Raw genomic sequence first — 25,205 nt, forward strand, 5'->3', positions numbered from 1 at the left:
AAAATCATATTGAATAGTCCAAATGATGCGCCACTGAACCTCCGTTTCCTCCGGCTTAGGCAAGGCATTCTTCTGTTTCTGCGCGCGATGTTCTCCCCCTTCGTTTTTGTTTTGCTGCGCGTGTTTTTTGCCCACCATATCAAAAATCGGCTTCTACAAACAGCAGAAGCCGATTGACCATCGAGTTATAAAAAAATGCGATACACTTTCCGTGGGCGTCCCCGGGGGTAAGGGCTTGTTTCCCCGATCGCCTCGGCGAGGCCGGCAGCCTCTAGTTCTTTTAAAATTCGCCGGGCGCTGCGCGGCAAAATTTGCAGATCACTCGCCAGTTCATGTGCTTCCATTTCGTTCGTCCCGCGCCGGCGCAAAATGGCTTGCAGTTTACCGAGCGTGACGGTGCTTAAATTTGTGTGCTCGGCCAGTTGCCGCAGCTCTTCATTGCCAATGGAATAGTGAATTTGCTCCTCTTTTCCGAGCGGGCCCGCGATCGTCCCGTCATCAAACGCAACCATCCAGGCGCCTCTGCCATAGTGCTTCGCATGCAAAAACGCCCTTCCCGCCTGAATTTCCGCCTCGTACGCTGTTCGTCCAATGCCGATGCCACACGCCACGACTTCCTCGTAAAGATGTGTCATCTCCCTGGACGTGGGAATCGTTTTATAGCCGGCGGTCATCTCTTTTAACGCGCCTCTTGTTGTAAAGATGACATAGCGGCCCGGCCCGACGCTTTTCAGCGACCCTTGCACTTTTTTTGTATACTGCAGCAGTTTTTCCGTCGTCTTCAGTTCCATCTTATAAATTTCATCCGATGAAAATGTCTCCGGGGATGTGGCCGTCATGGAATCGACTTCGATCATCTGCACCGCGATTTGCGCATCTTGTACACGGAGCATTTCCCCTGTGCGAATGATGGTTTGCACGATCGCTTCCACCGCCGAACGGGCAGGCAGCACGCGATAGACGGGCATTCCTATTTTTTCCATTTCCAAATGCGCCGTCCGCAGGCAAGTAACCGCCGCCTTCGTTTTCCCTTGCTTCCATAGATCGTAATGATAACGGGCAAGTTCCTGAGCGGAAATGCCCCCTTCGTAATGTTTGATATACAAAACCGGCTCATGGATGCCGGCTTCCTCGAGAAGCCGTTCCACCTCGCCGTGCTCATACGTATCAAAGCTCAGCTTGCAGACCGGGATTTGTTTTGTATAATGCGCTTGCAGCAGCGTGCGGTATAAGCTCGCCCCCGTATGCGGCACATAAAACAGCGGCACCCCGGCCTCGCCGGACTGCTTGGCGATCGAGTACGGCACTTGTCCGGAAAACAGCCACATATCGACTTGAGCGGCAAGCGGGCGCATCAAATCGAGAATGTCACGTTCATCCCAATACACAACCGGAAAGCAAACTAACTCCTTATACTCCTCCACGACCGCCTGAATGATCGGCAGCGAATCGTCTGCCCCTAAGAGGCCTAACCGAATGCGAATGCCGCACACCCCCTTCCGCCATGTTCTCTCCCCGTCCTCCCAACGCCCTTGCCTGCGCCGCTTGCTTCTCTGGCTTCCTGTTTCGAGTTCCAAAATTCACCAAATGTATTACCAACAGGCACTTGATTGGACGTCCGCAGCACCGCCATGCGGCTCTACCCCTTCTGCCTTTCGATGGCTTGACTTTGCATCGACCACCACGAAAAGAAGGGGTGAGCGTTGTCTATCCTTCTTTTTCCCCATGTATAGAGACCGGCCGTGATGAGAGAACGCCCATCGTCCTCCCCGCCGCCGGCCGCCCGATTGATTCGTAGATCAGGCCGGTGGCTTCCGCTGCCCTCAAGCCGTAACAGTTGCGCCCGTCCACCACGATTGGCGTCTTCATCAGCGCCTTATAGCGGTGAAGGTCAAACTGCAAGACGGCGGGCCACTCGGTGAAAATGAAACAAACGTCCGCATCACGAATGGCGTCTTCGATCGTCTCACAACAAGCGACCGCCTCGCCGAAGCGGCGGGCGACATGATGGAGGGCGGCCGGGTCCCAAACGCGCACGTTCGCCCCTTCGGCGACCAAACGCTCGATGTTGGCGAACGCCGGCGATTCCCGCACATCATCCGTCCCTGGCTTGAACGAAGCGCCCAACACCGCCACCGTCCGTCCGTAAAGCGAGCCGAGATGGGCGCGCGCTTTTTCAAGCAGCCGCCATGTTTGCGCCTCATTGACTGCAATCGCCGCCTCGACCGTTTTGAGCGAATAGCCGTGCGCCGCAGCCAGCTGGCGAAGCGCCTTCGCATCCTTCGGCAAACACGAGCCGCCGTAACCGACGCCGGCGCGCAAAAAGCGGCGGCCGATGCGCGGGTCCATGCCGATCCCTTCGGCGACCGCCTCGATGTCGGCGCCTACCAACTCGCATACGTTGGCGATGTCATTGATATAGGAAATTTTTAGCGCCAAAAACACATTGGCGGCGTATTTGATCATCTCCGCGCTTTTCCGGTCGGTGACGACATACGGAAGAGCAAACGGGGCGTAAACGGTTTTCATCACCCGCTCGGCGCGCTCCGATTCAACGCCCAACACAATGCGCGGCGCCTGCAATGTGTCGCGCACCGCTGTTCCTTGCGACAAAAACTCCGGGTTGGATGCGACGTCGAGCTTCACCCCCGGCCGTCCGTTTTCCGCCAAAAAGCGGGCGGCTTCATCGGCGGTGCCGACGGGTACGGTCGACTTGATGACGACAAGGCCATCCTGCTCCGCCGCCCGGGCGATGCGGCGCAATGCGTCCCATACGTCGTCAAGCCTTACAGACCCGTCCGGCTGCGGCGGCGTGCCGACGGCGATCATGATGACATCCGCCTTGCGATACGCTTCGCCGTCATCCGTTGTGAAGCGGAGGCGGGGGCGGTTTCGCCTGAGGAGCGGCTCCAGCCCGGGTTCATAAATCGGAACGGTTCCTTCGTTTAACAAGCCGATTTTTTCTTCATTCACATCAACGCATGTCACATCGTGTCCTTTGTCCGCCAAGCAGGCGGCGGTGACGAGTCCTACGTATCCCGCCCCTACAATCGTTACGTTCACCGGTTATCACACCTTTTTCTCCATTGCGGCCATTGTCGCTTGTTCCCATTATATCGAATCCGCCGTCCATTTTCACCGTTGGCGCCCGGTCAAAAAAATGTTCATGAGCAAGCGTTGTCCGCCACCGTGGCATGAACATGACCGATCAAGGCTACATGCTTTCGCCAAAAAAGAAAACCGGGGGAACTGCCTTGTCCCCCGGTGGCACCGCATTGTTTCGCAACGACCGTCATGTTTTTACGCCGCCTTTTTCCGTTTAGGTAGAGACGGCCGGTCGACCGCCAACCCGAGCGCCGCCCCGATCAAGGCCGGGACGATCCAGCCAAGCCCGATCGAGAACAACGGCGCCCATGAGAGCAACGGCTCAAGCCATGCCGTCTCCACCCCGGTCGCTTTTAGTCCATCATACAAGCTGAACACGGCCGTCAACAGCACGGCGAAACCGTACACCTTCCGCGACCCGCCGTGCCAACGATGGAAAAATGACAACACAACGAGTACGATCGCGAGCGGATACAACATCGTCAAAACCGGAACAGAAATGGCGATCAGCGCATTTAAGCCTAGATTTGACATCAAAAAACTGAAGGCGGTAAGCACGGTCACGTACGTCCGGTACGAAACGGATGGCGTGAGCGTTTGAAAGTACTGCGCACAAGCAGCGACCAACCCGACGGCTGTCGTCAAGCAGGCGAGCGCAACGATGACGCCTAACAGCACCTTCCCGCCGCCGCCGAACAACAGCGCCGATACATGCGACAACAGCTCAGCCCCGTTGGCAAAAGAGCCGACACCAGCCATTCGCGATCCAATGATGGCGATGCCCGTATATACAAGCGCAAGCCCGACCCCGGCGATCAGCCCGGCTTGAATCGTCGCCTTCGCCTGCAAGGACGGACGGTTCACCCCGCGGTCGCGAAGCGCATGGATGACAACAATGCCAAAGGCGAGCGCGGCGATCGTATCCATCGTCAAATACCCTTCCAACATCCCTTTCGCCAACGGAGCGGACGCATATTTCTCGGCAGGCGCAGCCTGCGGGTCATCGAGCCGGATCAATCCCGTCATGCAAAGCACGGCAATCGAAAGCAACAACGCCGGCGTCAACAACTGCCCGATTCGATCGACGAGCTTGGACGGGTTTAAGCTTAACCAATACACGAGCGCAAAAAAGATGCCGGTAAACAGCCACATCGCGAAGGCGCCACCATCAACAAAAAATGGCTTCGCTCCGATTTCATAGGCGACGCTCGCCGCCCTTGGAATGCCAAAAAACGGGCCGATCGCCAAATACACCGCCAGTGAAAAACAAAGGCTAAACAGCGGATGAACGGCGTTGCCGAGCGAATGGACGCCGTCTTTCGCAAACGCCACCGCCGCCACCGACAACAGCGGCAGCCCGACCCCTGTGATAATAAAGCCGAACACCGCGGGCCACACGGCCGTTCCCGCTTCCATTCCTAAGTAAGGAGGAAAGATTAAATTCCCCGCTCCAAAAAAGAGAGAAAAGAGCATGAGTCCGGTCCATACCACATCTTTCATTTTCATCATGTACATCCCCCGTTCTTCTTTGTATAAAAATATTTAAAATATTTTAATATATATAAAAATAGTTAGATAATTAGAATATAACAGAAAAAATATTATCGTTTCTCGTTATAAATATTATATTTTTTAAACTATTTTGTCAACGATCCATGCCTACATTCCGCTCATGGAAAAAGGCACCTGCCTAGGCAGGTGCCTTTCCATAATCCGTCGGCCGCGTATGCGGTGCCTCATTCAAAATAGCGGCGAACCGCGCTTGCGATCGCTGTTGTTACCGCTTCTTGATACCCATCGGTCGCCACTGTTCCGGCATCGGACGGGTTGCTTAAATAGCCGAGTTCAAGCAATACGGACGGCCGCTCGTTTTCCCGCAACACGTAATAGTCGCCAAAAGCAATGCCGCGAAACGGCAACGTGGAGAGCTGCGTGAACGGCCCTTGGAACGATTGCGCCAAGCCATAGTCGGCGAACCGGTCGTAATAGTAAACGGTGATGCCGGAAGCGTCCCGGTCAGCCGCGCTGTCGTAATGCAAGCTAATAAACGCGTCCGCCTGATACAAGCGGGCGGCGGCGACGCGCGCCGACAGCGGCACGTAATCATCACCGGCGCGGGTCAACACTACGCGCGCTCCGTACATTTCCAACTTTTCTTTCAGCCGTTCCGCCGTTTCCATGGTCAATGCTTTCTCGACGACGCCATTGACGCTTTGCGCCCCTCCGTCTTTGCCGCCATGGCCTGCATCCAGCACGACCGTTTTCCCGGCCAGCGCCTGAATAGGCCCTCGTGTCCAGCGGCTCACATATCGGCGCGGGCCATTTCCTTGAATGGCGGCGAGGCTAACGCCGACAGGTGAAACCGAGGCGACCACTGCGTCTTCCTCGCTTTCAACTGCCTGTCCACTTTTCATTTCAACGTAATCCGCCGCCACCCAACCGCCTGAACCAGACCGGGCAACGATCTTGTACCAGTCCTGTTTTGTTTCGACAATTTCAACGTGCTCGCCGCGCACCAACCGCCCGACTCGCTCCGCGTCCAGCGACGGTGCAATCCGCACGTTCAGTGAATCGGCCGTCACGACTCCCGTCCGCTGCGAGTTCCGCAACGGTTCAGCGGCTGCCAAATACGACGCCGCCGCCCAGCCGACGGCCTCATTCGTGACAATTTGTTTCCATTCTCCCTCTTCTTGAATGACCGCGACCCGATCCCCTTGAGCAAGATGGCCGATAATGCGCCCATCGAGACTTGGCTCTTGACGGAGACGAAGACGGTCTTCTTGCACGATTTCCATTCTTTGGACAGGGGCGGCGTACGGTGTGGCGATCCAACCGGTTCGGTTCGGCTTCCACTCGATTTTCACCCAGCCGTCTTTCACATCGAGCAGCCGATACGTCTCACCACGGTGAACGTTTGCCAACGGACGGTACGGCACCCCTGGCCCTTGGCGGACGTTCACCCGGTCAGCTGTCACGACAGCCAACTCGTCTGTATTCTCGTTTTCCCCTTTCGCCCCTGCCGGCCAGGCAGCGATCATCAACCAACATAAACAAAACAATACGGCGAGCCATCTTCCCCGCCTCATGCGCTTTCCCTCCCAGCCGTCTCTATTTCTACTATATGGTTCGCGCACAAAGGTCGATTTCCTGTCTGTCAGTAGGGAAAACTGCTCGACAGAACGGATGACGCCAACGCCCACGAATCGACAATGAATGCGTCACGTCCACATCAAATCCGTTAACGTGACAGCCGTCAACAGAAAAATGCATAAGTCCGGAAACACGGAGCCGTCACAAACGACGTTTGCCCGCATTCCCCGCCCATATCCGATGCCCCAATCAGCGCCATCACCCGGCTGCTTCCTGCTTTCATTCACATAAAATTAAGAGGATGTCTCGCGATGAGACATCCTCCTCGCCCCTACACTTTAACGGATGACCGATCAAACTGAACGAACGCTTCTATATAAGGGGCGGCTTGCGGCGGGTATACACGTTGGGCGGCCGCCAATGCGCCGTCTTGGGTGAATGCAGCTTCTAAGCACATACCGGGCTCGACATACGATTTCACCGACGGCGTCAAGCGCCAACGAAACTGTTCGCCCGTCTCCAACGAGTGAATGATGGCCTCTTCCCGGCCAACGTTCCCTACCCGAAATGTCCCCGTCCGGTACTCTTCTTTGCTTTCCACCATATGTTTCCAAGCAATATCGGCAATCTCCATGGGCAAATCAGGCCGATGATACAGCCGAAGAAGGCGAACCGCTTTCAACAACGGCTCCTGCAATTCCGTCACAAGTTGGCGCACGACCCGGGCATGGCTTGTCCGATAGCGGCCGTCCAACCATTTCGCAAGCGCCTGAACGGCGCTTAACACTTGTTTCGCCTGATTGACGCTTATGTCAGGAGAAAACATGACGTAGTGAAAGGCCAAACATTGCTGCCAATGGCGCGATTCCAACTCATTCCACGATGACAGTGGCGTCGTCTGCAAATAATGGCCGACCGCTGTCACACCGAGACGGTATTTCGCTTTCGTCGCTTCCGATTTCCCTTCCGTTTTTTCCTCGTAAAAATGAAGGAGATCGGTGCCGAAAAAGCGCGCTTTCCATTCCGCCGGTATGACAAAATACTCGCCCCCATCGAGCCGTTGAAACACTTGAATATACGTTGTCCGCTCAGCTTCAGGCGTCACAAATGGCGAGAGCGGCAAGCCGTAGCGGGAACGGATGCTGTTCGTATTGACCATCACCGGACTCCCTTCTTGACGGAGACGCTCGAACGTATGGTATTCATACGTGCGCAGCCATTGCTCGACCTTTTCCTGCTCCCCGTTCATCGCCACTTCATGAACGGACCGCCCTCCCCATTCCTCACGCGGCACATGCAACATCTGCTCTAACATCACGGCGCTGTTGGCAACAAACGCCATATATGGCGGCTCACCAGGCGGCAACTCGACATGGTATGACAGTAACTTCACTCCTTTAGGGACAAGGTGTGTCTTCGCCGACCGCGATACAACCGTCACCGGCAGCCCCATTGCCTCAAGCGTTTCTGTCAGCACCCGCTCAGCGTCCGCATCAAATGCGGAGAAGGTCATCGTCCGCCCCCGACCTTCTAAAAAGCCCGTTAGTTCGTCCAGATAAATCGGGCCGGAAGCAAGATCATCGCGATATTCGTACGTCACACCGCGCAGCGAACCTTTGATGGCCTCGGTCGTTTCTTCATCAATGATCGCGATTCCGTGTTGCTCTAGCTGGCGCAGAACGTTCCGCGCATCAGGCATGTCATAGACAACCGTCCGCTGTTCAACCACCTCGGTCTCACGTTCGGATAATGACGAGGCACTGTGACACGCATCGACAATCTCAAGAAAATGGGAAAATGCCAGCTCTTCGTATGGCATATTCGTCTCTTGAAGAAGTGAGCGCATTCGTTCTTCAGCCTCCCTCACCCCATCCGGCCCGACGATAGAGGCGACGCCTTGAATATAATAACCGTCGTCAAACGGCTCGAGAAACGCAAACATACCGCCCCAAGGCACTACATCCGGCATCGTCTCGCTAAATGGCAGAAACAACGTTTCCCCCGTCAATCGGTCGACCGCTGTCCCCCCGTCTTCACCGCGGTCCACAAACTGAACGAGGCGCGGAACAAGCTGAACCCACCGGTCAAGCATGTTTTGCAATTCCGAAGATAAACGGCGTCCTTTCTCGCGCCGAAACCATTCAACGCCGCGCATCCCGTTTGGGAAACGGTGAACGAACAAGTACCAAAGCGTTTCAAGCGGCTCAAGCATCTCACTGTGTTTCATTTCCCGAATGGCCTGACGGAACGCGTGCTTTATCGCCCGTTGTTCGGCGTAGGAGAGCGCCTCGTCTAAGAAACAGTGCACTTGTTGCGACAGCTCATACTTCTGTTCAAAAAACCGACGTTGCCGCGCCCTTTTCGCCTCTTCCTCCATCGCTTTGTTCATGCAGCATTTTTTATACTTTTTTCCGCTCCCACACGGACACGGGTCGTTTCGGCCGACCGACATACGGTTCCCTCCTTGAATCAATTTCGTTTTCTAATTTCTATCACCATTATTATTTTGATTCTTTTAGAAACAGGTTAAACTATAAGTATACAAAAACAATCCTAAAAAAGGGGACGATATTCATGGAAGAGAAAAGACTCATCGACTTGATCGACGAATTGATGACGAGGCTTAATTCAACGAAAACTTCCCATCCGCACGGTCGATGGACGGAAACACCAAAAAGCAAAAGCACGACATCAAAGAAACCGCGCCGCTCCAAAACCGCCTATCAGTTAAAAATATCCTTAAACGGCATCCGTCCGCCGATTTGGCGGCGCGTCCTTGTTCCCGGACATGCAACATTTCACGATCTTCATCTCATCATCCAAGAAGCGATGGGTTGGGAACAAGCTCATTTATACGAGTTCGATCTCAGAAACGTGCTTGTAAGCATCCCGGACGATTGGGACTCGTTCCACTTTGGGAAAGAGCGGTTGGACGCCCGCCGCATTCAATTGCAGCAATGGCTGACGGAAGAAAAACAAAAGTTTCTGTACATTTACGATTTTGGCGACTACTGGCGCCATACCATCACCGTCGAAAAGATTGAAACACTCCCCAAACCGCTGGAACGCGCCACTTGCCTGAAAGGGAAACGGGCATGCCCTCCCGAGGATTGCGGCGGCGTCTATGGTTATTTGGAGCTGCTCGAATCAGCGGCAAACCAAGACTCCCTTACGGATCCGGAACTGCTTGAACGACTTGACTGGATGTATGACATGAAAGGCGAAGATTTTGATCCCGATGCGTTTAACATCGAGGAGGTGAACAAGCGGTTATCCTACATCCATCTGTAGCAAAGGGGGGGAGAAGACGCCCAAAACAACGGCTGGGCACCTTCTCCCATGGATGCGCTGTATGTTCTTAACAAAACCCCCACCCCGCAAATGTTTGCCAGACGAGCTCCTCGAGTTCTTCACGAAGTTCGGCTTCGTCAACCCCTTCAAGCAAACCGTCCTTTTTCCATGTTCGCATCGCCTTGTCAATCAAGCGGCGGACTTGATCGGTGTCCCAGCCTTCGTCATCAAACAGCTCTTCGACTTCGTCAAGCCACTCGTCAATCGCGGCATCCAACTCATCGCCGTCTATCATGTCCTCTTCGAAATCCCACTCATCATCAAGCCATTCCTCATCATCTTCATCCCACTCGCCATCCTCATCGTGATCAAGCATCTCCATCGCGAACAAGACAAATTCCACGGAAGTGGATTCGACTTCCTCGACAGACACTCCGTAGCGTGCGGCCGCTTTCTCTACATCCATGAACTCCTCTTCCGCCATCTGGCCGGCAACATGGCGAAGCGCGGCTGCATACACGATTGGGTCATCGATGACCGGTTCATCTTGTTCGCAATACATGCGCCAAAAGAACGCCGCATGGCTAAGCACCCGGGGCGATGTCTTTTCTTCTCTCCGCTTCAGCTCGTGAAGGACTGCCTCTTCGTCAGGATGATTCCATTCCAGTTCGGCCGACAGCTGCCATAGCCATTCGTTAAGGGCTAGATCGAGCGCTTCTGGAAACGATGTTCGCCAAAACGCGTCTGCCGCTTTCCCGCTTCGTTTTCTCTCCGCCTCGATCGCATGGGCGAGCCGTGCTCTTCCGCTCTTTGGAAACGGCAGAGCGGCTATAAAGTACGTAAACTCTTCCCCGTATGGAAGGAGGAAGCCAAGCAAAACGTCCCCTTCTTCAGCCGGCGGCACGGCCTCCGACGTTAAAAAATGGACGCGTTGTTCTTCCCTGCTCACAAGATCGCGCACCATGAGACGCCGCTCTTCCTCGAAACGGATGATCTCGCCAAACGACGGAACCCCCTCCGTCCACCGCTCCAAATGCGCTTGCACCGCCGGCCGCCAACGATTGCGGCGCCGGTCTTGCATGTACGCCGAAAAGATCGTGGTCCCTTTCTCATCCACCGGCCGGCAAAAAACAGCCCAATCCGTCAACAATAAATGAGCGCCCGCCTCTAACTCTTCCGGAAACCACTGCAACGGGCATTCCGCCATCGCTTCCACCAACACGTCCTCGTATCGCTCCGACGCAAACAAGACCACATCCTGCATGCATTCGACCAGCTCGCGCTCAATGATGGATGCAATCGATACCGCCTCTTGCTTTCCGCAACAATGCTTGTACTTTTTGCCGCTGCCGCACGGACAAAGGGCATTCCGCGACACCGTCATATCGCCACCCACTTTCCTTTGATTCGGCCTTGCCGTTATTTTCATTGTATCATAGCAGAGAGAAAAGCAGGAATAAATCCCACACCAAACAGACATAGCAACGATACAATCCGCCATGCTATAATAGGTAGATATAAAGAGTGAACGGAAAACGGGGGCTTTCTTCGGGAACCCATGATGCACAATGGACGGAAAGGACGGACCGGTATGTTGCAGACCGCAATCTCAAAACCTCTATTGCAAAAAGCCGCTGCCGACTTGCAGCGGGAATGGCCGTTTTCTCTCTTCCAACATGTCATCCAAAAAGGGCGAGAGTTGTCGCGGCAAGGGTTTGTGTACAACGTCATGGTCATGGACAGCGATTTTATCGAAGGAAAAGTCATCGGCGACACCGCGATTCATGACGTGACGCTTGATTTATCGGACATCTCCCTCCACAGCTGCCCATGCGAGGCGGAAGATCTTTGCCCGCACGTATTGGCGCTGTTCTTTTACGTGTACGGCAACGTATTTGACAATGGCGAGTTGTTGCGGCAATGGAAACAAGGCGGACAAACCCCAACCCGGAAAGCGGCTTCGCGCAAAAAGCCGCCTGAAACACGCACAGCGGAACCGGCGGAATCGGTCGCCCAATGGCGGAAGCAGTTCGCCGACCTATTGGACGAATGGAGCGCCCGCCACCGCCGCCGCAATGATTGGCCGTACCGCTTGTCCCATCAACTGTTTCCAAAACTCGTCAAAAACAGCCCGAAACACGGCGCTGTTCGTTCGTTGCACCGCTTTCATGCGGCCTTGTTTCTGCTTGACCATCTGTTTGAATACGGACGCGAACGCGGTTGGGGCCAAGGGCTGTTGTTTGGATCATACGACGAGTTTTCGTGGCAGCAGGACGTCGACTATATCGCCGACGAATGGTTCGAAGCGTTGGAGCAGTTTCCGTCCGAACCGCCGCCCCCGTCTGTTGAAGCGCTCATTGAACAGACGATCCCGTATGTACGGGAGTTGTTGCTGCGGTGGGGAAAGGCGTCCCCTTCACTCGTCTATAGCCTATACACAACCGCTTGGGAGCTGCTGTTCACGAAAGAAGCGCAGCGCCGGCAAGAGAAAGAAACGCTGATCCGCCTGGCAACGGAAAAACAGTCAACCACTCTGTTGCTAGCTGCCGCCCATCTCGCCTTTTTACTCGGCGAAGATGACGAAGCGCTCGCCATCTACCGCCAACATCCCAAGGAAGCGGCTCCGTTTTTTATCGATTGGATGGAACGTTTCGCGTCCTCGCACCTGCCGGAACGTTTCGCATCGTTTTGGGCGAAAGGGAAGCAAGAGCTTGCCTTCTACATATCCGCTCTTCCAGAGATGGAGCGGTCGCCGTTTGTCAACGAAATCGGTCGGCTGTACGAATCATACGCTCGCCAACACAACAAATGGGACGACTATGAGAAGCTGTTGTCCGCATGCTTCCCATACAGCGCGAACCGCTACGTTCATTGGCTGCTCGGCCAAAGGCGCTACCATGATGTAGTCGACTTATACTTATGGGTGGACGCCACCGCCCATGACATTGATCCAACATTTCTCGCCATGCTGCAAAAACAAAACCCGGCGCTCGTCTTGCCATTGTATCACCGAGCGGTCATGCGTTTTGTCGAGGCGAAAAACCGCGCAAGCTATCGCGTCGCCGTGCAATATTTAAAAAAATTGCGTGCGTGCTACCGATCGTTGAAACGAATGAACGAATGGCAGATGTATCTTGAACAGCTGCTGGCCAAAACAGCGCGCATGCGGGCGTTTCATGAAGAACTGGAGAAAGGAAAATTGCTTCCATGATGGAACAAGCGTTGCAGACGATCACCCTTTCATGTGAGTGGAGCGAAGAAGGACGATGCTTCTGGCTCAGCGGCCCGGACCGTGTTTCGAGCTGGGCGCCGCTCGTGTTCGCCTGGCATGAAGAAACGTTTTACGGCGCCTTGCTTGACGTCGCGACCGTCCACGGACGCGAAGCGGTGCGGCTATCCCCGTGGCAGGCGCTCACGTTTTTCGCCTGGCGCCCGTCCAACCGTTTTCTTTCCATCAAGTGGGGAGATGAGTTCACCGCCCAGCTTGAAACATGGGCGAAGCAAATCATCGACGATGTGCGCGCGCGCCGCTTCCGCCCCGATTTCTCAGCGTGGAAACAAGGACAGCCGTCTGAATGGGCCGAAGCCGAACGGACGCGTTGGCGCGGGCTCAAAGACGATCCGCACCCGCTTGTTGCGGCATGGCGGTCGCTCGCAATCGCCGACTGGCTGTCGCGCGATCCGGAACTGCGCGGCATTTGGCAAGAAATCGTCGACGCCCATCCGGCCATCTTAGCCCGCGGCGGCCAATGGGCCGGAGCGGAAGACGACTGGCTCGAACAAATCGGTTGGCTCGGCGAACGTCCGCCGTTTACGGTCGGGCTGCGCCTCACGGAACCGCCCGAGGACGGCGGCCCATGGACGCTGGAAGCGGTGTTCATCGCCATCGACGACAGCGTCATCGCCTCTGCCCGTGATATTCCGCGCGCCTGGCGCCCATATGAATCATCGATCCAGCGCGCCATTCGCCGCATTTGCGCGATCGTGCCGTGGCTTGACGCCGGGGAGGGTCTGCGGACGGAACTGTCTAATGAAGAAGCGTGGCGTTTTTTGTCCGAAGACAGCTTAAAGCTCACCGAAGCGGGCGTGCGTCTCTTATTGCCTGATTGGTGGCACGACATCCGCCAGGCGCAGCTGTCGGTCAAAGCGAAGCTGTCCCCGTCTGTCACGGCCGAATCGCTGTTTGGCCTTGAACGGCTCGCTGATTTCGATTGGCGCGTCGCGACCAACGGCGTTGAGCTGACGGAAGAGGAATTTGCCGCTTTGGCGGAACAAAAACGGCGCCTCATCCGCCTGCGCGGCCAATGGCTCATCCTTGACCCCGCCCTTGTCCGCCGCGCGCAGGCGCTCATGGAAAAGGCGAAAAAAGAAGGCGTGCCGATCCACGATATCGTGGCGCAAACGCTGCTTTCAGAAGCAGAGGAGCGCGAAGAGGCAACGGACGAATCGATCCCGATCCACATTGACGTCCATGATCAGTTCCGCGCGTTCATCCGCCAGCTCCAGCAGCTGGATGGATTGCCGAAAGCGAATGTGCCGCCGTCGTTTCGCGGCACACTCCGCCCGTACCAGCAGCGCGGCGTCGACTGGCTCGCCTTTTTGCGCCGCTTTGGCTTTGGCGCCTGTCTGGCCGATGACATGGGGCTTGGCAAAACGGTGCAGCTGCTCGCTTATTTGGCGCACGTCAAAGAAACCGAGCGCTCGGACACGCCGGCGTTGCTCATTTGCCCGACCAGCGTGATCGGCAACTGGCAAAAAGAATGCGCCCGCTTCACCCCAGACTTGCGCATCTACGTGCACCATGGGCCAAACCGGGCGAAACACGACGAGTTCATCAAAACAGCGGGCGAAGCCGACTTGGTCATTACCTCTTACAGCTTGGCCCATTTGGACTACGACGATTTAAAACAGCTTGACTGGCATGCGATTTGTCTTGATGAAGCGCAAAACATCAAAAATGCGCAAACGAAACAGGCGCGCGCCATCCGCCGCCTGCGCGGAACGCATAAAATCGCCTTATCCGGCACGCCTGTCGAAAACCGGCTCAACGAACTTTGGAGCATCTTCCACTTTCTCAACCCCGGCTATCTCGGCAGCGCGGCCGAGTTCGAGCGCCGCTTCGCCGGCCCGATCGAAAAAGAAGGCGATGCCCGCAAAAAAGCGGCCTTGCAAGCGCTCATCCGCCCGTTCTTGTTGCGGCGGACGAAAACGGACGAAGCAGTCGCCCTCAACTTGCCGGATAAGCTCGAACAAAAAGAATATTGTCCGCTCACAGCCGAACAGGCGGCATTGTATGAGCAGCTTGTCAACGATACGCTCGAGCGCGCCAAAGAAGCGAGCCCGTTTGCGCGGCGCGGGTTGATTTTGCAAATGATCAACGGCATCAAGCAAATTTGCGACCATCCGGCGCTTTATTTAAAAGAACGCCATCCGCGCCAGCTCGTCGAGCGGTCGCATAAACTTGAAAAACTCGTCGAACTCATCGAGCAAATTCGCGCCAACGACGAGTCATGCCTCATTTTCACCCAGTATGTGCGGATGGGCGAGATGATCCAACAGCTGCTTTCCGACTTGTTTGACGAGCCGGTGCTGTTTTTAAACGGCAGCGTCCCGAAACAAGCACGCGATCGAATGGTCGAGGAGTTTCAAGCGCGAAAAGCGCCGATTTTCCTTTTATCGCTCAAGGCGGGCGGCACCGGTCTCAACTTGACGGCCGCCAACCACGTCATCCATTTCGACCGCTGGTGGAACCCGGCTGTGGAAAACCAGGCGACCGACCGCGTCTATCGCATCGGACAAACAAAATTCGTCCACGTCCATAAGTTGATCACCACCGGGACGATTGAAGAAAAAATTGACGACATGCTCGAACAAAAGCGGGCGCTCGCGGATATGATCACCGAAGGCGAAACGTGGATCACCGAACTGTCCGATGACGAACTGCGCGACCTGCTCGCCTTATCGGCCGCGGCGAAAGGAGGCGCTTGATCATGCCCGAAGCAAAACCAAAGCGGAAGAAAACGAAACCGGAAAATCCGTGGGAAAAGCTGCTGAAACGGATGGAAGAAAAGCTGAACGAGCGGGAAAAACGGCAAACGCAACGGAAAAGGGACACCACACGGCTGATGAGCGCCGCCCCGACTCCGTTGGACAGACAAAAAGCTCCATGAGCACGTTTTTGTCCTTTCCCCCGGCATGAAAATGATGAGTCTAGACACGCGCATTTTCATGAAAAAGTTCCATGGGCAACGTTTCGCCCTCCGTCCGGGCATAAACATGACCCGTCAAGACGCGTGCATTTTCACGAGAACAGCGTGGGATTCGTCCCACGCTGTTCGCTTTCAAGCCGTCCTCTTGTCAACGAAACCATTCCGTCATGTCGATTTCAAGCCCCGGAAAATGAACAGAGCGGACCGTTCCCGTTTTCATCTGAACATCCGCTCGGGAACCACCGCACATTACCGGCCAAAACGAAAAAAGGCCAGCCGCCCCCTTCTCATCAAGAGAAGGTGGGACCGTGCCGGTCCTTTTCCCTAAACGGAAGCATACATCCGATCAAGTTCTTGAGCCTCGTATTTCGCAAACGGATCGATGAGCGAAATTTTTTGCGCTTCTGCATCGCTCACGCCGGCGTACAGCTCAGCCGTGCCGTCGCCTTTGCGGATGAGCCCACCGCTGAAGACGACATTCGCCAAGTCCGGGCGTTTCGCCGGGCCGTCCAAAAAGTGGGAGCGAAGCGCAAGCAATTCCAACTCCGAACGCTCCATCGTCTCCGGGTTCAACACGAACACCATCGGATAGTAGTGGCGATTGCCGTGCTCGTCAAAGCAGGCGATATGGCCGAGCGCGCCGACCAACCCGTTGGAAAGCAAATGGGCCTCATTCACGCCGCCCCATTCCTCATCCGTAAATTGGGCGTCAAGAAGCGGAGCGGCTTCGATGACGTCCGGCGTCAACTCATCGAGCGAGAAAATGCGGGTAAACCCGATTTTGCCGCGGCCCCCTTTTTCCCCTTGCGGCCGGGTGAACACGCCGATCGAGCCATCTTTCAGCTCAACGAGGCGGATGTCTTTCATCCCGTCCGGCCCTTCGGCGAACTTTTTCAAACTGCGGATATTGCGGCCGCGGTAAAAGACGGTCCGCCAGCTCAGCTCGCCGTCAAACACCGGATGCGGAAACGTTTCCACCCCGCCGAACACCAACTGGCCGTGAATGCGCGCCACAAACGGGTCCTGCAAGGCAAACACCGGCGCCCCTTCGCGCGGCACCCAGACGCCATCGCGCTCGACGAAAAAGTACACTTCCGACTGCTCGCTGTCGCGCGACTCGACGCGGCCCGCGATGACAAATTCACCTTCATCTTCAAACGGTGCAGAAATATTGTAAACGTCCCGGTCCCCGACACCCGCAAAGCGGAGCTTTTCCGGCTCAAACGGCTGCGGAGCCGAGCGAAATTCGTCCACTAACACTTGGCATGTCTTTAATGTTGGCAATGAGAATAACATGATCCATCCCTCCGGATGCCGCCAAAAACGCCCGCATCGGCATTTTTGGCCGTTTTTCCTGGTCGCGGTTCGAACAGGAAACCCTCACTTCCTTTTCACACCGGCTTCGTCATTTGGACACCAAAGGCGATGCCACCTCCCGTCGGCCGGATCAGGAAGTCAATGAAACTCATTCTTTCGTGTGCTCCTATTATAATATGATATGAGAAAGAAGGAAACACGTTATTCGTTGCCAAAAAAAGAAGGGCCAAGCGAAGTCAAGGCCCTTTTTCTTCCTTTATTGGCGCTGTTGGACAAAATCGATGAAAGCTTGGTCAACATCCACGACCACAAACTCCACATCCTCAACCGGCCCAAGCACCTCGAGGAACAGCCGCGCCACTTTTTCCTTGTCAAGCCCCCCGACGCCTGTCCCTAACGCTGGAAGCGCCACCTTCTTGATTCCGTGTTCCCGGCAGTACGCCACAAGCCGTTCAAGACACATGCGGACAATCTCATACGATGTCGCCCCGGCCGGCCGCTTCATCGTCACTAAGTGAATCACCCCGCGAAACGGGAGCGAGCCTGCCCCCGTCACATACAAGTCACCAGGCTTTGGATCTTGCGCCTGGCAGACGCGGATCGCCTCCTCTTCAATCACACGTCCCCCAGCTCGGCGAATCGCCGCTGCCACGCCGCCGCCCATCGGTCCGATGCCGTTGGCGGCATTGCAAATGTACTCGACTCCTTCGACCTTCGTCAAATCGCCTACCATGGCCCGAATCATCCGAACCCCTCCTTAGCGGTTTTGCGCAACAACTCCAACAGGACGACGGCATGGTTATGCCGCTCGTCTTTTGCCGCGTACAGCAGCGTCACCGTTCCCGAAAGCGAAAGCAGCTCTGTCACGAGCGCTTGCTTCGTGGCATCCGTCGTCAGCTCCTGTTCATACATTCGTGCAAACTCGGCAAACCGCTCGGGCTGATGGCCAAACCATTTCCGCAATTCAGGGCTTGGCGCGATATCCTTCATCCAGCGGTCAATGCGCGCCTCCGCCTTCAACACCCCGCGCGGCCAAAGGCGGTCGACGAGAATGCGGGTGCCATCAGAAGCGGCATACGGCTCATAAATTCGCTTAATTTGGAAATGAGGAATCTCCCGTTCAACTGCCATACGTTCTCTGTCTCCTATACTTGATTGTATCGTCATGAGTGCTTTTACACGTTTGAACCCACTGCGCAGCGCAGGCGCCTCAAGCTCTCTGCAGAACCCGTCCGTTGCCTGCACAAATGGGGTCAGCCCCTCCGTGCCAGCCCAAACGAGTGGTGACTTCGTGAAACGAACGGAAAACCAGCGTTTCTCAAGTTGAGAACGTTTGAAAATCGACTTTTCTTTTCCGACAAGCTCCGTCAATCTGGCAACATCGCCGCCTTTTTCCGAAATGTTCCGACAAACATTCCCTCCCCATCTATCGAGATGAGGGCAACCAGTGCCAGACGGGCCGCTCCTGACTGCCCGCTTCGCCCCCCTTAACTTCATCACTCGCCCTTTTGCCGCTCCGCTTTCGCCACGATGCGCCCTAAAAACGAAAGCAACTCATCGCGCAGCTCCTCATTTTGCAAGGCGAATTCGATTGTCGTTTCGATAAAGCCGAGCTTTTCGCCGACATCGTACCGTTTTCCTTCAAATTCATAGGCAAAGACGCGCTGAATTTCATTCAGCCGCCCGATCGCATCGGTCAGTTGAATTTCTCCGCCTGCCCCGACTTCTTGTTTCTCCAAAAACAAGAAAATCTCCGGCGTCAACACGTACCGCCCGACGATCGCGAGGTTCGACGGCGCCGTTCCTGGAGCTGGCTTTTCGACAAAACGCCGCACTTGGTAGCGCCGCCCCTGCTGCTCGAGCGGGTCGATGATCCCGTAACGGTGCGTCTCCTCCTCCGGCACGCGCTTGACGCCGATCACCGAGCTGAACGTTTGTTCATATTGCTCAATGAGCTGCTTTAAACACGGTGTTTCCGCCTGCACAATATCATCGCCCAACAACACCGCAAACGGCTCGTCCCCGATGAAGCTGCGCGCGCACCAAACGGCATGTCCCAATCCTTTCGGCTCTTTTTGCCGGATGTAGTGAATGTCGACTTTCGACGGCTCTTTCACTTTCTCAAGCAAATCAAGCTTCCCTTTTTGTTTCAACAGCTGTTCGAGCTCAAACGCATAGTCGAAATGATCTTCAATCGCCCGCTTCCCTTTCCCGGTGACGATGATAATGTCCTCAATGCCTGAGGCCATCGCCTCTTCGACAATATATTGAATCGTCGGTTTATCAACAATCGGAAGCATCTCTTTTGGCATCGCCTTCGTCGCCGGCAAAAACCGCGTCCCAAGCCCTGCGGCCGGAATAATCGCTTTGCGCACTTTTTTCCGCATAGTCCCCCTCCTCTAGCCGATAATGACCCGCTCTTTCGGATAATGGTAGCTGTCTTTCACCGCCCGGCCGCGGATCAGCCATAGAAATGAAATAATGCCGACCCGGCCGATGAACATCACCATCACCAACATCAACTTTCCAAACGGGCTCAGTTCCGATGTAATGCCAAGTGACAGACCCGTCGTCCCAAACGCCGAACAAACTTCAAACAAAATCATCACCACAGGGATGGACGGCTCTGACACCGACAGCACAAGAACGGTCCCGAAACAAAGAAACAGCGCCCCGATAAAAACGACGAACGACTTTAAAATATCCTCCTCATGAATTTCACGGCCGAACACTTTCACCGCCGAACGCCCTTTGGCAAAATGCCAAACCGTTAACAAGATCACCGCCAACGTCGTCGTCCGAATGCCGCCGCCGACGCTGCTTGGGGAAGCGCCGATAAACATCATCGCGCTCAAAAGCAACAACGTCGGGTCGGAAAACTCGTTCATATCCATCGTCGCCAGCCCGCCGCTTCGCGATGACACCGACTGGAACAGCGCATAAAACAGCGAACGGTGCCACGGCTGCCCCGCGAAGAAATGGCTGTACTCGAGCACACAAATCGCAACCGTCGCAAAAAACACCAGGCTAAAAAACGTCACCGTCGTCAGTTTCGTAAACAAGGAAAACCGATAGCGCCTCCGGTCGCGCGCCAACAAAAACTCCTTCGCCTCAATCAGCACCGGAAACCCAATGGCTCCTAAAATGATGAGAACGATATGGACCGTTTGCACGAAATAATCGCCGGCAAACGGAATGAGCGACTTCCCGGTAATGTCAAACCCGGCGTTCGTCGTCGCGCTGACCGACGCAAACACCGCCTGCAACAGCGCTTCCGACCACGTCGGAAAATAACGCAAAAAGTACACGCCCAGCACGAGCGCACCGACCGCTTCAATCGCGAGAATCAGGAAAAAGATTTCCCGCGTGAGCTTCACGAGCCCCGAAAGCGCAAGCCGGTTTTGATCAGCCATAATCAGCTGCCGCTCGCGAAACCCGATTTTTTTCCCCACCAGCAGCCAAAGAAAGGTGCTAAGCATCATCAGCCCAACGCCGCCGACTTGCATCATCGCCATCAACAAGACAATCCCAAACGTATTAAACGTCTCCGGAATCGACACAACCGTCAGCCCGGTCACGCTAATGGCGCTCGCCGCTGTAAACAGCGCATCAATCCACGACAGCTCCACCCCGGGCCGATGGACGATGGGCAGCCATAACAATACCGTTGACACCGCGACGGCCGCCAAATAAAACAGAATGATCAACTGAATCGTCGACAACTTCAACCATAACGAACGTTTCATGGCCATGCCGCCATCACCACCATTGCCTTACTGAGCGCATGGGCGGCTTCCACACGCCGAGCTTGCAGCATAATCGATCATTCCAATCAATCGACGTTTTTTCCATTATACCAAATCCCTTTGCCAAGAAAGAAATAAAAGGAAGAACTTCCGGCAGGAAAGCGCCGTAGGGGGCCATAAAAAAGAAACGCCCGACACATCAGGCGTTTCCCATTTACAAGTTCATTCCTTGACAAGCGAATCCAAAATCTCGCTGAGCTTCAGCTCCACGCACGCCATCGAGGTGTCAGCGGCGCCGTAATACATTTTTACGATATCGCCATCGACAATCGCGCCGCACGAGAACACGACGCGGCCAAAAAAGCCGTTCACCTCGTAATCCGTCACTGGCTCGACAAGCGGGCGCTCCGAGCGGGCGATGACTTTTGACGGATCATGCAAATCGAGCAGCACCGCCCCCATGCAGTAGCGGTGGTCGTCCGATGCGCCGTGATACAGCTCAAGCCAGCCGCGCTCCGTTTTGATCGGCACCGCCCCGCCGCCGATGCGGGCGCTGTCCCACTTTCCTTCCCGCAAACCGAACAAAAAGCGGTGGTTCCCCCAGTAACGCAAATTGTCCGACTCGGCGATCCACACCTCGGGGCGGCCGTTGCTTCTCGGCACCGGGCGGTGAAGGGCGTAGTACTTCCCGTTGATCTTCTCTGGAAAAATAAGCACATCTTTATTTTCCGGCGCAAAAATCATGCCGTGGTGCGTCACCGTCCGGAAGTCTTTCGTCGACACCATCGCCTCGCCGACCCCTTTTGGCGACACGGCGCTGAAGTAAATGTAATACGTCCCGTCAATGCATGTAATGCGCGGATCTTCCACCCCGAACGTCTCCAACTCGTTCGACGGATAGACAAACGGACGGTCATCGACTGTAAACCGCCGCCCGTCTCGGCTGCGGGCGAGGCGCAAATACGAAAGCGACGTCAAGTAAGCGAACCGCTCCGTCCCCGCCTCTTTAATAACGCGCGGATCGGAAAAATCATAGCGCGGGTCGTCTTGGCGAAACTCATACACATCAACTTCCCCGGTCTTGGCATTCCACACCGGCGCCTTGACAATATTCGGATCATGCGACACAGGCCGCTCCGCCACCCGAAGCAGCAGCAACACCTCCCCTTGGAACATCGCCACCCCGGCGTTAAACGCCCCGATCACTTCAAACCCGTCGTGATACGGCGGCACATCTTGCGGCGTAATGAGCGGGTTTTCTTCATAGCGGTAAAGGTGCATGGTTATTCCACCATCCTCGATGTTTATCTATCGACAATACCAAAGCCATTTATACACGACGACAGGGTGACAGGGTGTTTTATCATCGATCCGAGAAAAGGCTCTCGCTTCAAGGACAATATCTTTTATTTCATCCCCTCAATTTCCTCAACCGCCAACCGTGTCAGTTCGTGAATCGTCTGCACATCGTACCCTTTCATCAACATCCGTTTCGCAATGTGCCGTCTTTCTTGTTCCGCTCCTTCCTTGCGTCCTTCCTTTCGGCCCTGAATTTTTCCTTTTTGCTCGTACGAAATGATCAATTCCAGCACGCGTTCTTTTTCTTTCGTCTCCATTTGTTCCACCTCGCTTCGGAGCCGTTGTTCTTCCTCATCAGACAACTTTACACCCAAGACCGCGAAGTGAGGGATCCCAACGCGGCTACATTCCCACCTTCCGCCCCCCAGCCGCCACCTTCGCCCGGCGGAAGCGGGCGCTCATGTCATCCAATCCCCCGCTGCCAAGCACGACGCCCGCCACGATGAACAAAAAGCCTACCAGTTGCCCGAGCGTGATCGTCTCATCGAGAAACCAATAAGCGCCAAGCAAGGAAAAGAGCGGATTCAAGTTGATGAACACCGCCGACTCGGCGGGGCCGAGGTGCTGCACCGCCTGGTTGTAAAACATATGGCCGAGCGCCGTCGCCACGACCGCCGAAGCGAGAAAAATCATCCAAAGCGACGGTGTGCCGTCTTTCAAACTCGACACGCCGCCTGGTTCCAGCACGAGGCTTAAAACAAACAGCCACACCGACCCGAACACCAACATCCACCCTGTCATCACCCGCGCTTCGACCGTCGCCTTTTTGATCATAATAAAGCTGATCCCTTGCGCCAACACCGCCAAAAACACATATACGTCCCCGACCGACAAATGCCCGAGACCGCCATCGCCGTTTGCGACGACAAACACGACGCCGCAAAACCCCGAGGCAATGCCAAGCAACCGAAACACCGTCAACCGATGACGCAAAAACATCATCGCCAACAACGACGTCACCAGCGGCACGAGCCCTAAAATCAACCCCGCATTCGCCGCCGTCGTCCTCGTCAGCCCAACCGAAAGGAAAAAATGGTGGGCGACGACGCTGAACAGCGCCGCCACCCCGATCTGTTTCGCCTCATTCCAACTGACTTTCCGAAGCTGGCCGCTCCCCCATAAAAACAAAAGCACGACCACCCCAGCCGTGAAAATGCGCAGCGCCGTCAACGTCACAGGCGCAAAATGATCAACGAGAATTTTCAACGCCGTCACATTCAATCCCCAGGCGACCATAATCCCGACAAGCAGCGCATAAATGAACGATTTCCTCATCACCCTCTACCTTTCCTGCACGTTTGATTTCCGCGAAATGGAAAAGGAAAACGGAGCCAAACCGCTCCGCCTGTCTGTCCGTTTCCAAACAAAACGAACGTTCGCTTTTCCATTTCATTTTCGTCGCCAATGGCTTCTGCCATCTATTTTACTACACTCCGACGAATTTTTTGACTGCAAAATACGGCCGCATGTCAATCCCGCGGCACTTTCCGCCCATATCGGCCGCCCGTCGTGCATATGGTATAACAGAAAGGAGAGAGGCCCCATGTTCCCACGCTACCGCCAAAAGACGATCCAAGCCAGGACTGGGGTGGCGGTTCTCACTGCCGTCGCCGTGTTGGTGGCGATCTTGTCTCTGTTTCTTTCAAACGAGCGGAACGAGGCGAAGGAAATTGTTGACACGTTTTACCGCTACGAACAAGCAGGGGATTTCGGCAGCTCTTGGGAGCTGTTTCACCCGCTTATGAAAAAGAAATTCCCAAAAGACGTCTACATCCAGCGCCGCGCCCACGTCTTTATGCAAGACTTCGGCGTCAAAACGTTCGACTACCGCATCGATGAGGTGGAACAACTGTCGTCATGGTCGATGGAAGACGGCAACAAGCCGCTTCACGACGTTTATCGCGTCCGCGTCATCCAGACGTTCAACAGCGCCTTTGGCGTGTTTGAGATCCATCAAGACGTCTTCGTCGCCACAGAAAAAGGGGAAAAGCGCATTTTGTTCCCTTACCGTCCGTAACCCTCACATCTATGCGGCCCCGACCGCATCCGGGCGCCGCTTTCACCGTTCCCTTCCATTCCTCGACGATCTCAAGCATCCCATCTTTCGCCAAAAAGAGAGCGCCGTCCATGATCTCTAAGCCAAACAGGAGAGAGTGCGGCACACCGCCCATCATCGACCTTCTGCGCTTCCGGTTTTAGAACAGCGTCATTCTCCTTTTAGCCCGTCATTTCCACAAAGAACATCTGTGACGCAAACGCTCTCTGCCAAGTCTCTAGATATCGCACGAACGATTCCTTCCCGTCTGGCATGACATTCCGTTCTCCGCTCTAGGCAAGCAACCTCATTCGAATCTTCTCATACACTACTGTATCATGAACCGAAGCTGTTTTCTCCATCCGCTGAAAAAAGGAGCGAAATCGAATGTACAAACATATCGTCAAACGCGGGGAAACGATCGCTTCCATCGCCCGCGACTACCGGACGTCCGTTGAGGCCTTGCTTCGGACCAACGGCTTAACGGCCTCGTCCGTCATCTTTCCCGGCCAGGAGATCATCATCCCCCACCTTCCGGCCAAAGGCTCGATTCCGTACACGATCCATGTGTCAATCAGCCGCCGGCAGCTGACGTTAAAACACCGGGGACGGACGATCCGCACGTATCCCGTCGGCGTCGGGAAAATGGTCACCGCCACGCCGATCGGCGACTTTGTCATCGTCAACCGCCAGCCAAACCCAGGCGGACCGTTCGGCGCGATGTGGTTAAGCCTATCCAAAATCCATTACGGCATTCACGGCACGAACGACCCGTCCTCAATCGGCAAATACGTATCCAAAGGCTGCATCCGCATGCACAACAAAGACGTGCTCGAACTCGCCTCCATCGTCCCGAACGGAACGGAAGTGTTTATTCGGCCGTGAAGGCAAAACAGTGTCATCCGTCTGTTCTGCCGAGAGTCAACAGATGAAGGAGCGTTTTACCCGCCAGAGGAATCTTCCATTTTCGAGAAGATGCCGTTCGCTCTCACCGGGCGAACAACGTGTTTCCGCCCGCGATGGCAGCTGACAACCGGTCGGTCAAGTAGTATA

General features: G+C 55.2%; 19 protein-coding genes and 1 pseudogene. 6 read left to right on the top strand and 14 right to left on the bottom strand.

Annotated features, from left to right (window positions below):
* Window positions 1-185: 185 nt before the first annotated feature.
* From M493_RS15805 to M493_RS15825, 5 genes are all read right to left on the bottom strand, one after another.
* Entirely contained in the window at window positions 186-1,493 is a 1,308-nt protein-coding gene (locus tag M493_RS15805; protein ID WP_020961385.1) for a hypothetical protein, read from the bottom strand.
* 214 nt (window positions 1,494-1,707) lie between these two features.
* The gene (locus M493_RS15810; protein ID WP_020961387.1) at window positions 1,708-3,063 is read right to left on the bottom strand and encodes a UDP-glucose dehydrogenase family protein; all 1,356 of its coding nucleotides are present in this window, start codon (window positions 3,061-3,063) and stop codon (window positions 1,708-1,710) included.
* Window positions 3,064-3,300: 237 nt separating this feature from the next.
* Window positions 3,301-4,611: a branched-chain amino acid transport system II carrier protein gene (gene brnQ, locus M493_RS15815; protein ID WP_041268030.1), complete on the bottom strand. Its 1,311-nt coding sequence runs from the start codon at window positions 4,609-4,611 to the stop codon at window positions 3,301-3,303.
* Window positions 4,612-4,841: 230 nt separating this feature from the next.
* Window positions 4,842-6,191 carry an N-acetylmuramoyl-L-alanine amidase gene (locus M493_RS15820; RefSeq protein WP_020961389.1) on the bottom strand — a complete coding sequence of 450 codons (1,350 nt, stop codon included), beginning with the start codon at window positions 6,189-6,191 and terminating at the stop codon, window positions 4,842-4,844.
* A gap of 335 nt (window positions 6,192-6,526) precedes the next feature.
* Window positions 6,527-8,647 carry a YecA family protein gene (locus M493_RS15825; protein ID WP_020961391.1) on the bottom strand — a complete coding sequence of 707 codons (2,121 nt, stop codon included), beginning with the start codon at window positions 8,645-8,647 and terminating at the stop codon, window positions 6,527-6,529.
* 122 nt (window positions 8,648-8,769) lie between these two features.
* Here M493_RS15825 and M493_RS15830 point away from each other — a divergent pair, with 122 nt between their 5' ends.
* A complete protein-coding gene (locus tag M493_RS15830; protein ID WP_020961392.1) occupies window positions 8,770-9,486 on the top strand; it encodes a plasmid pRiA4b ORF-3 family protein in 717 nt (238 codons plus the stop codon).
* Between the two features lie 67 nt (window positions 9,487-9,553).
* On the opposite strand, the gene M493_RS15835 is transcribed toward M493_RS15830, so the two are convergent.
* Window positions 9,554-10,870 (bottom strand): SEC-C domain-containing protein, encoded by a 1,317-nt coding sequence (locus M493_RS15835; RefSeq protein ID WP_020961393.1) that lies wholly within the window; start codon window positions 10,868-10,870, stop codon window positions 9,554-9,556.
* Between the two features lie 207 nt (window positions 10,871-11,077).
* Here M493_RS15835 and M493_RS15840 point away from each other — a divergent pair, with 207 nt between their 5' ends.
* Genes M493_RS15840 through M493_RS15850 form a run of 3 tightly spaced genes read left to right on the top strand, consistent with a single transcriptional unit; the run spans window position 11,078 to window position 15,656 of the window.
* The gene (locus tag M493_RS15840) at window positions 11,078-12,697 is read left to right on the top strand and encodes a hypothetical protein (RefSeq protein ID WP_020961394.1); all 1,620 of its coding nucleotides are present in this window, start codon (window positions 11,078-11,080) and stop codon (window positions 12,695-12,697) included.
* The gene (locus tag M493_RS15845; protein ID WP_020961395.1) at window positions 12,694-15,474 is read left to right on the top strand and encodes a DEAD/DEAH box helicase; all 2,781 of its coding nucleotides are present in this window, start codon (window positions 12,694-12,696) and stop codon (window positions 15,472-15,474) included. Before M493_RS15840 ends, M493_RS15845 begins: the two co-directional genes overlap by 4 nt.
* 2 nt (window positions 15,475-15,476) lie before the next feature.
* Window positions 15,477-15,656, top strand: a complete 180-nt coding sequence (locus M493_RS15850; protein ID WP_020961396.1) for a hypothetical protein — start codon at window positions 15,477-15,479, stop codon at window positions 15,654-15,656.
* A gap of 363 nt (window positions 15,657-16,019) precedes the next feature.
* On the opposite strand, the gene M493_RS15855 is transcribed toward M493_RS15850, so the two are convergent.
* From M493_RS15855 to M493_RS15890, 8 genes and pseudogenes are all read right to left on the bottom strand, one after another.
* A complete protein-coding gene (locus M493_RS15855) occupies window positions 16,020-16,991 on the bottom strand; it encodes an MTP-1 family protein (RefSeq protein WP_020961398.1) in 972 nt (323 codons plus the stop codon).
* Window positions 16,992-17,268: 277 nt separating this feature from the next.
* Complete coding sequence (locus M493_RS15860) at window positions 17,269-17,757, bottom strand: macro domain-containing protein (RefSeq protein WP_020961399.1); 489 nt, start codon at window positions 17,755-17,757, stop codon at window positions 17,269-17,271.
* Window positions 17,754-18,143: a DUF488 domain-containing protein gene (locus M493_RS15865; protein WP_020961400.1), complete on the bottom strand. Its 390-nt coding sequence runs from the start codon at window positions 18,141-18,143 to the stop codon at window positions 17,754-17,756. The genes M493_RS15860 and M493_RS15865 overlap by 4 nt, the downstream gene beginning before the upstream one ends.
* A 365-nt stretch (window positions 18,144-18,508) precedes the next feature.
* Entirely contained in the window at window positions 18,509-19,399 is an 891-nt protein-coding gene (galU, locus tag M493_RS15870) for a UTP--glucose-1-phosphate uridylyltransferase GalU (RefSeq protein ID WP_020961401.1), read from the bottom strand.
* 12 nt (window positions 19,400-19,411) lie between these two features.
* A complete protein-coding gene (locus tag M493_RS15875; RefSeq protein ID WP_020961402.1) occupies window positions 19,412-20,764 on the bottom strand; it encodes a TrkH family potassium uptake protein in 1,353 nt (450 codons plus the stop codon).
* Window positions 20,765-20,980: 216 nt separating this feature from the next.
* Window positions 20,981-22,039: a glycoside hydrolase family 130 protein gene (locus M493_RS15880; protein ID WP_020961403.1), complete on the bottom strand. Its 1,059-nt coding sequence runs from the start codon at window positions 22,037-22,039 to the stop codon at window positions 20,981-20,983.
* Between the two features lie 125 nt (window positions 22,040-22,164).
* Window positions 22,165-22,425, bottom strand: a pseudogene (locus tag M493_RS15885) (DUF4351 domain-containing protein); the annotation flags it as partial.
* Window positions 22,426-22,459: 34 nt separating this feature from the next.
* A complete protein-coding gene (locus M493_RS15890) occupies window positions 22,460-23,392 on the bottom strand; it encodes a DMT family transporter (RefSeq protein WP_020961405.1) in 933 nt (310 codons plus the stop codon).
* A 268-nt stretch (window positions 23,393-23,660) separates the two neighbouring features.
* On the opposite strand from M493_RS15890, the gene M493_RS15895 reads away from it, so the two are divergent.
* Window positions 23,661-24,134: a hypothetical protein gene (locus M493_RS15895; RefSeq protein ID WP_020961407.1), complete on the top strand. Its 474-nt coding sequence runs from the start codon at window positions 23,661-23,663 to the stop codon at window positions 24,132-24,134.
* A gap of 405 nt (window positions 24,135-24,539) precedes the next feature.
* The gene (locus M493_RS15900; protein WP_020961408.1) at window positions 24,540-25,037 is read left to right on the top strand and encodes a L,D-transpeptidase family protein; all 498 of its coding nucleotides are present in this window, start codon (window positions 24,540-24,542) and stop codon (window positions 25,035-25,037) included.
* The last annotated feature ends 168 nt before the right edge of the window (window positions 25,038-25,205 follow it).

It is taken from the genome of Geobacillus genomosp. 3 (genome assembly GCF_000445995.2).
Taxonomy (GTDB): Bacteria; Bacillota; Bacilli; order Bacillales; family Anoxybacillaceae; genus Geobacillus.

Excerpts from the sequence above, each read along its gene's own strand:
- M493_RS15835 (WP_020961393.1), bottom strand. The coding sequence starts at position 10,870 with ATGACGGTGTCGCGGAATGCCCTTTGTCCGTGCGGCAGCGGCAAAAAG.
- M493_RS15845 (WP_020961395.1), top strand. The coding sequence starts at position 12,694 with ATGATGGAACAAGCGTTGCAGACGATCACCCTTTCATGTGAGTGGAGC.
- M493_RS15890 (WP_020961405.1), bottom strand. The coding sequence starts at position 23,392 with ATGAGGAAATCGTTCATTTATGCGCTGCTTGTCGGGATTATGGTCGCC.
- M493_RS15820 (WP_020961389.1), bottom strand. The coding sequence starts at position 6,191 with ATGAGGCGGGGAAGATGGCTCGCCGTATTGTTTTGTTTATGTTGGTTG.
- M493_RS15875 (WP_020961402.1), bottom strand. The coding sequence starts at position 20,764 with ATGGCCATGAAACGTTCGTTATGGTTGAAGTTGTCGACGATTCAGTTG.
- M493_RS15855 (WP_020961398.1), bottom strand. The coding sequence starts at position 16,991 with ATGTTATTCTCATTGCCAACATTAAAGACATGCCAAGTGTTAGTGGAC.
- M493_RS15900 (WP_020961408.1), top strand. The coding sequence starts at position 24,540 with ATGTACAAACATATCGTCAAACGCGGGGAAACGATCGCTTCCATCGCC.
- M493_RS15880 (WP_020961403.1), bottom strand. The coding sequence starts at position 22,039 with ATGCACCTTTACCGCTATGAAGAAAACCCGCTCATTACGCCGCAAGAT.
- M493_RS15840 (WP_020961394.1), top strand. The coding sequence starts at position 11,078 with ATGTTGCAGACCGCAATCTCAAAACCTCTATTGCAAAAAGCCGCTGCC.
- M493_RS15850 (WP_020961396.1), top strand. The coding sequence starts at position 15,477 with ATGCCCGAAGCAAAACCAAAGCGGAAGAAAACGAAACCGGAAAATCCG.
- M493_RS15825 (WP_020961391.1), bottom strand. The coding sequence starts at position 8,647 with ATGTCGGTCGGCCGAAACGACCCGTGTCCGTGTGGGAGCGGAAAAAAG.
- galU (WP_020961401.1), bottom strand. The coding sequence starts at position 19,399 with ATGCGGAAAAAAGTGCGCAAAGCGATTATTCCGGCCGCAGGGCTTGGG.
- M493_RS15895 (WP_020961407.1), top strand. The coding sequence starts at position 23,661 with ATGTTCCCACGCTACCGCCAAAAGACGATCCAAGCCAGGACTGGGGTG.
- M493_RS15830 (WP_020961392.1), top strand. The coding sequence starts at position 8,770 with ATGGAAGAGAAAAGACTCATCGACTTGATCGACGAATTGATGACGAGG.
- M493_RS15865 (WP_020961400.1), bottom strand. The coding sequence starts at position 18,143 with ATGGCAGTTGAACGGGAGATTCCTCATTTCCAAATTAAGCGAATTTAT.
- M493_RS15860 (WP_020961399.1), bottom strand. The coding sequence starts at position 17,757 with ATGATTCGGGCCATGGTAGGCGATTTGACGAAGGTCGAAGGAGTCGAG.
- brnQ (WP_041268030.1), bottom strand. The coding sequence starts at position 4,611 with ATGAAAATGAAAGATGTGGTATGGACCGGACTCATGCTCTTTTCTCTC.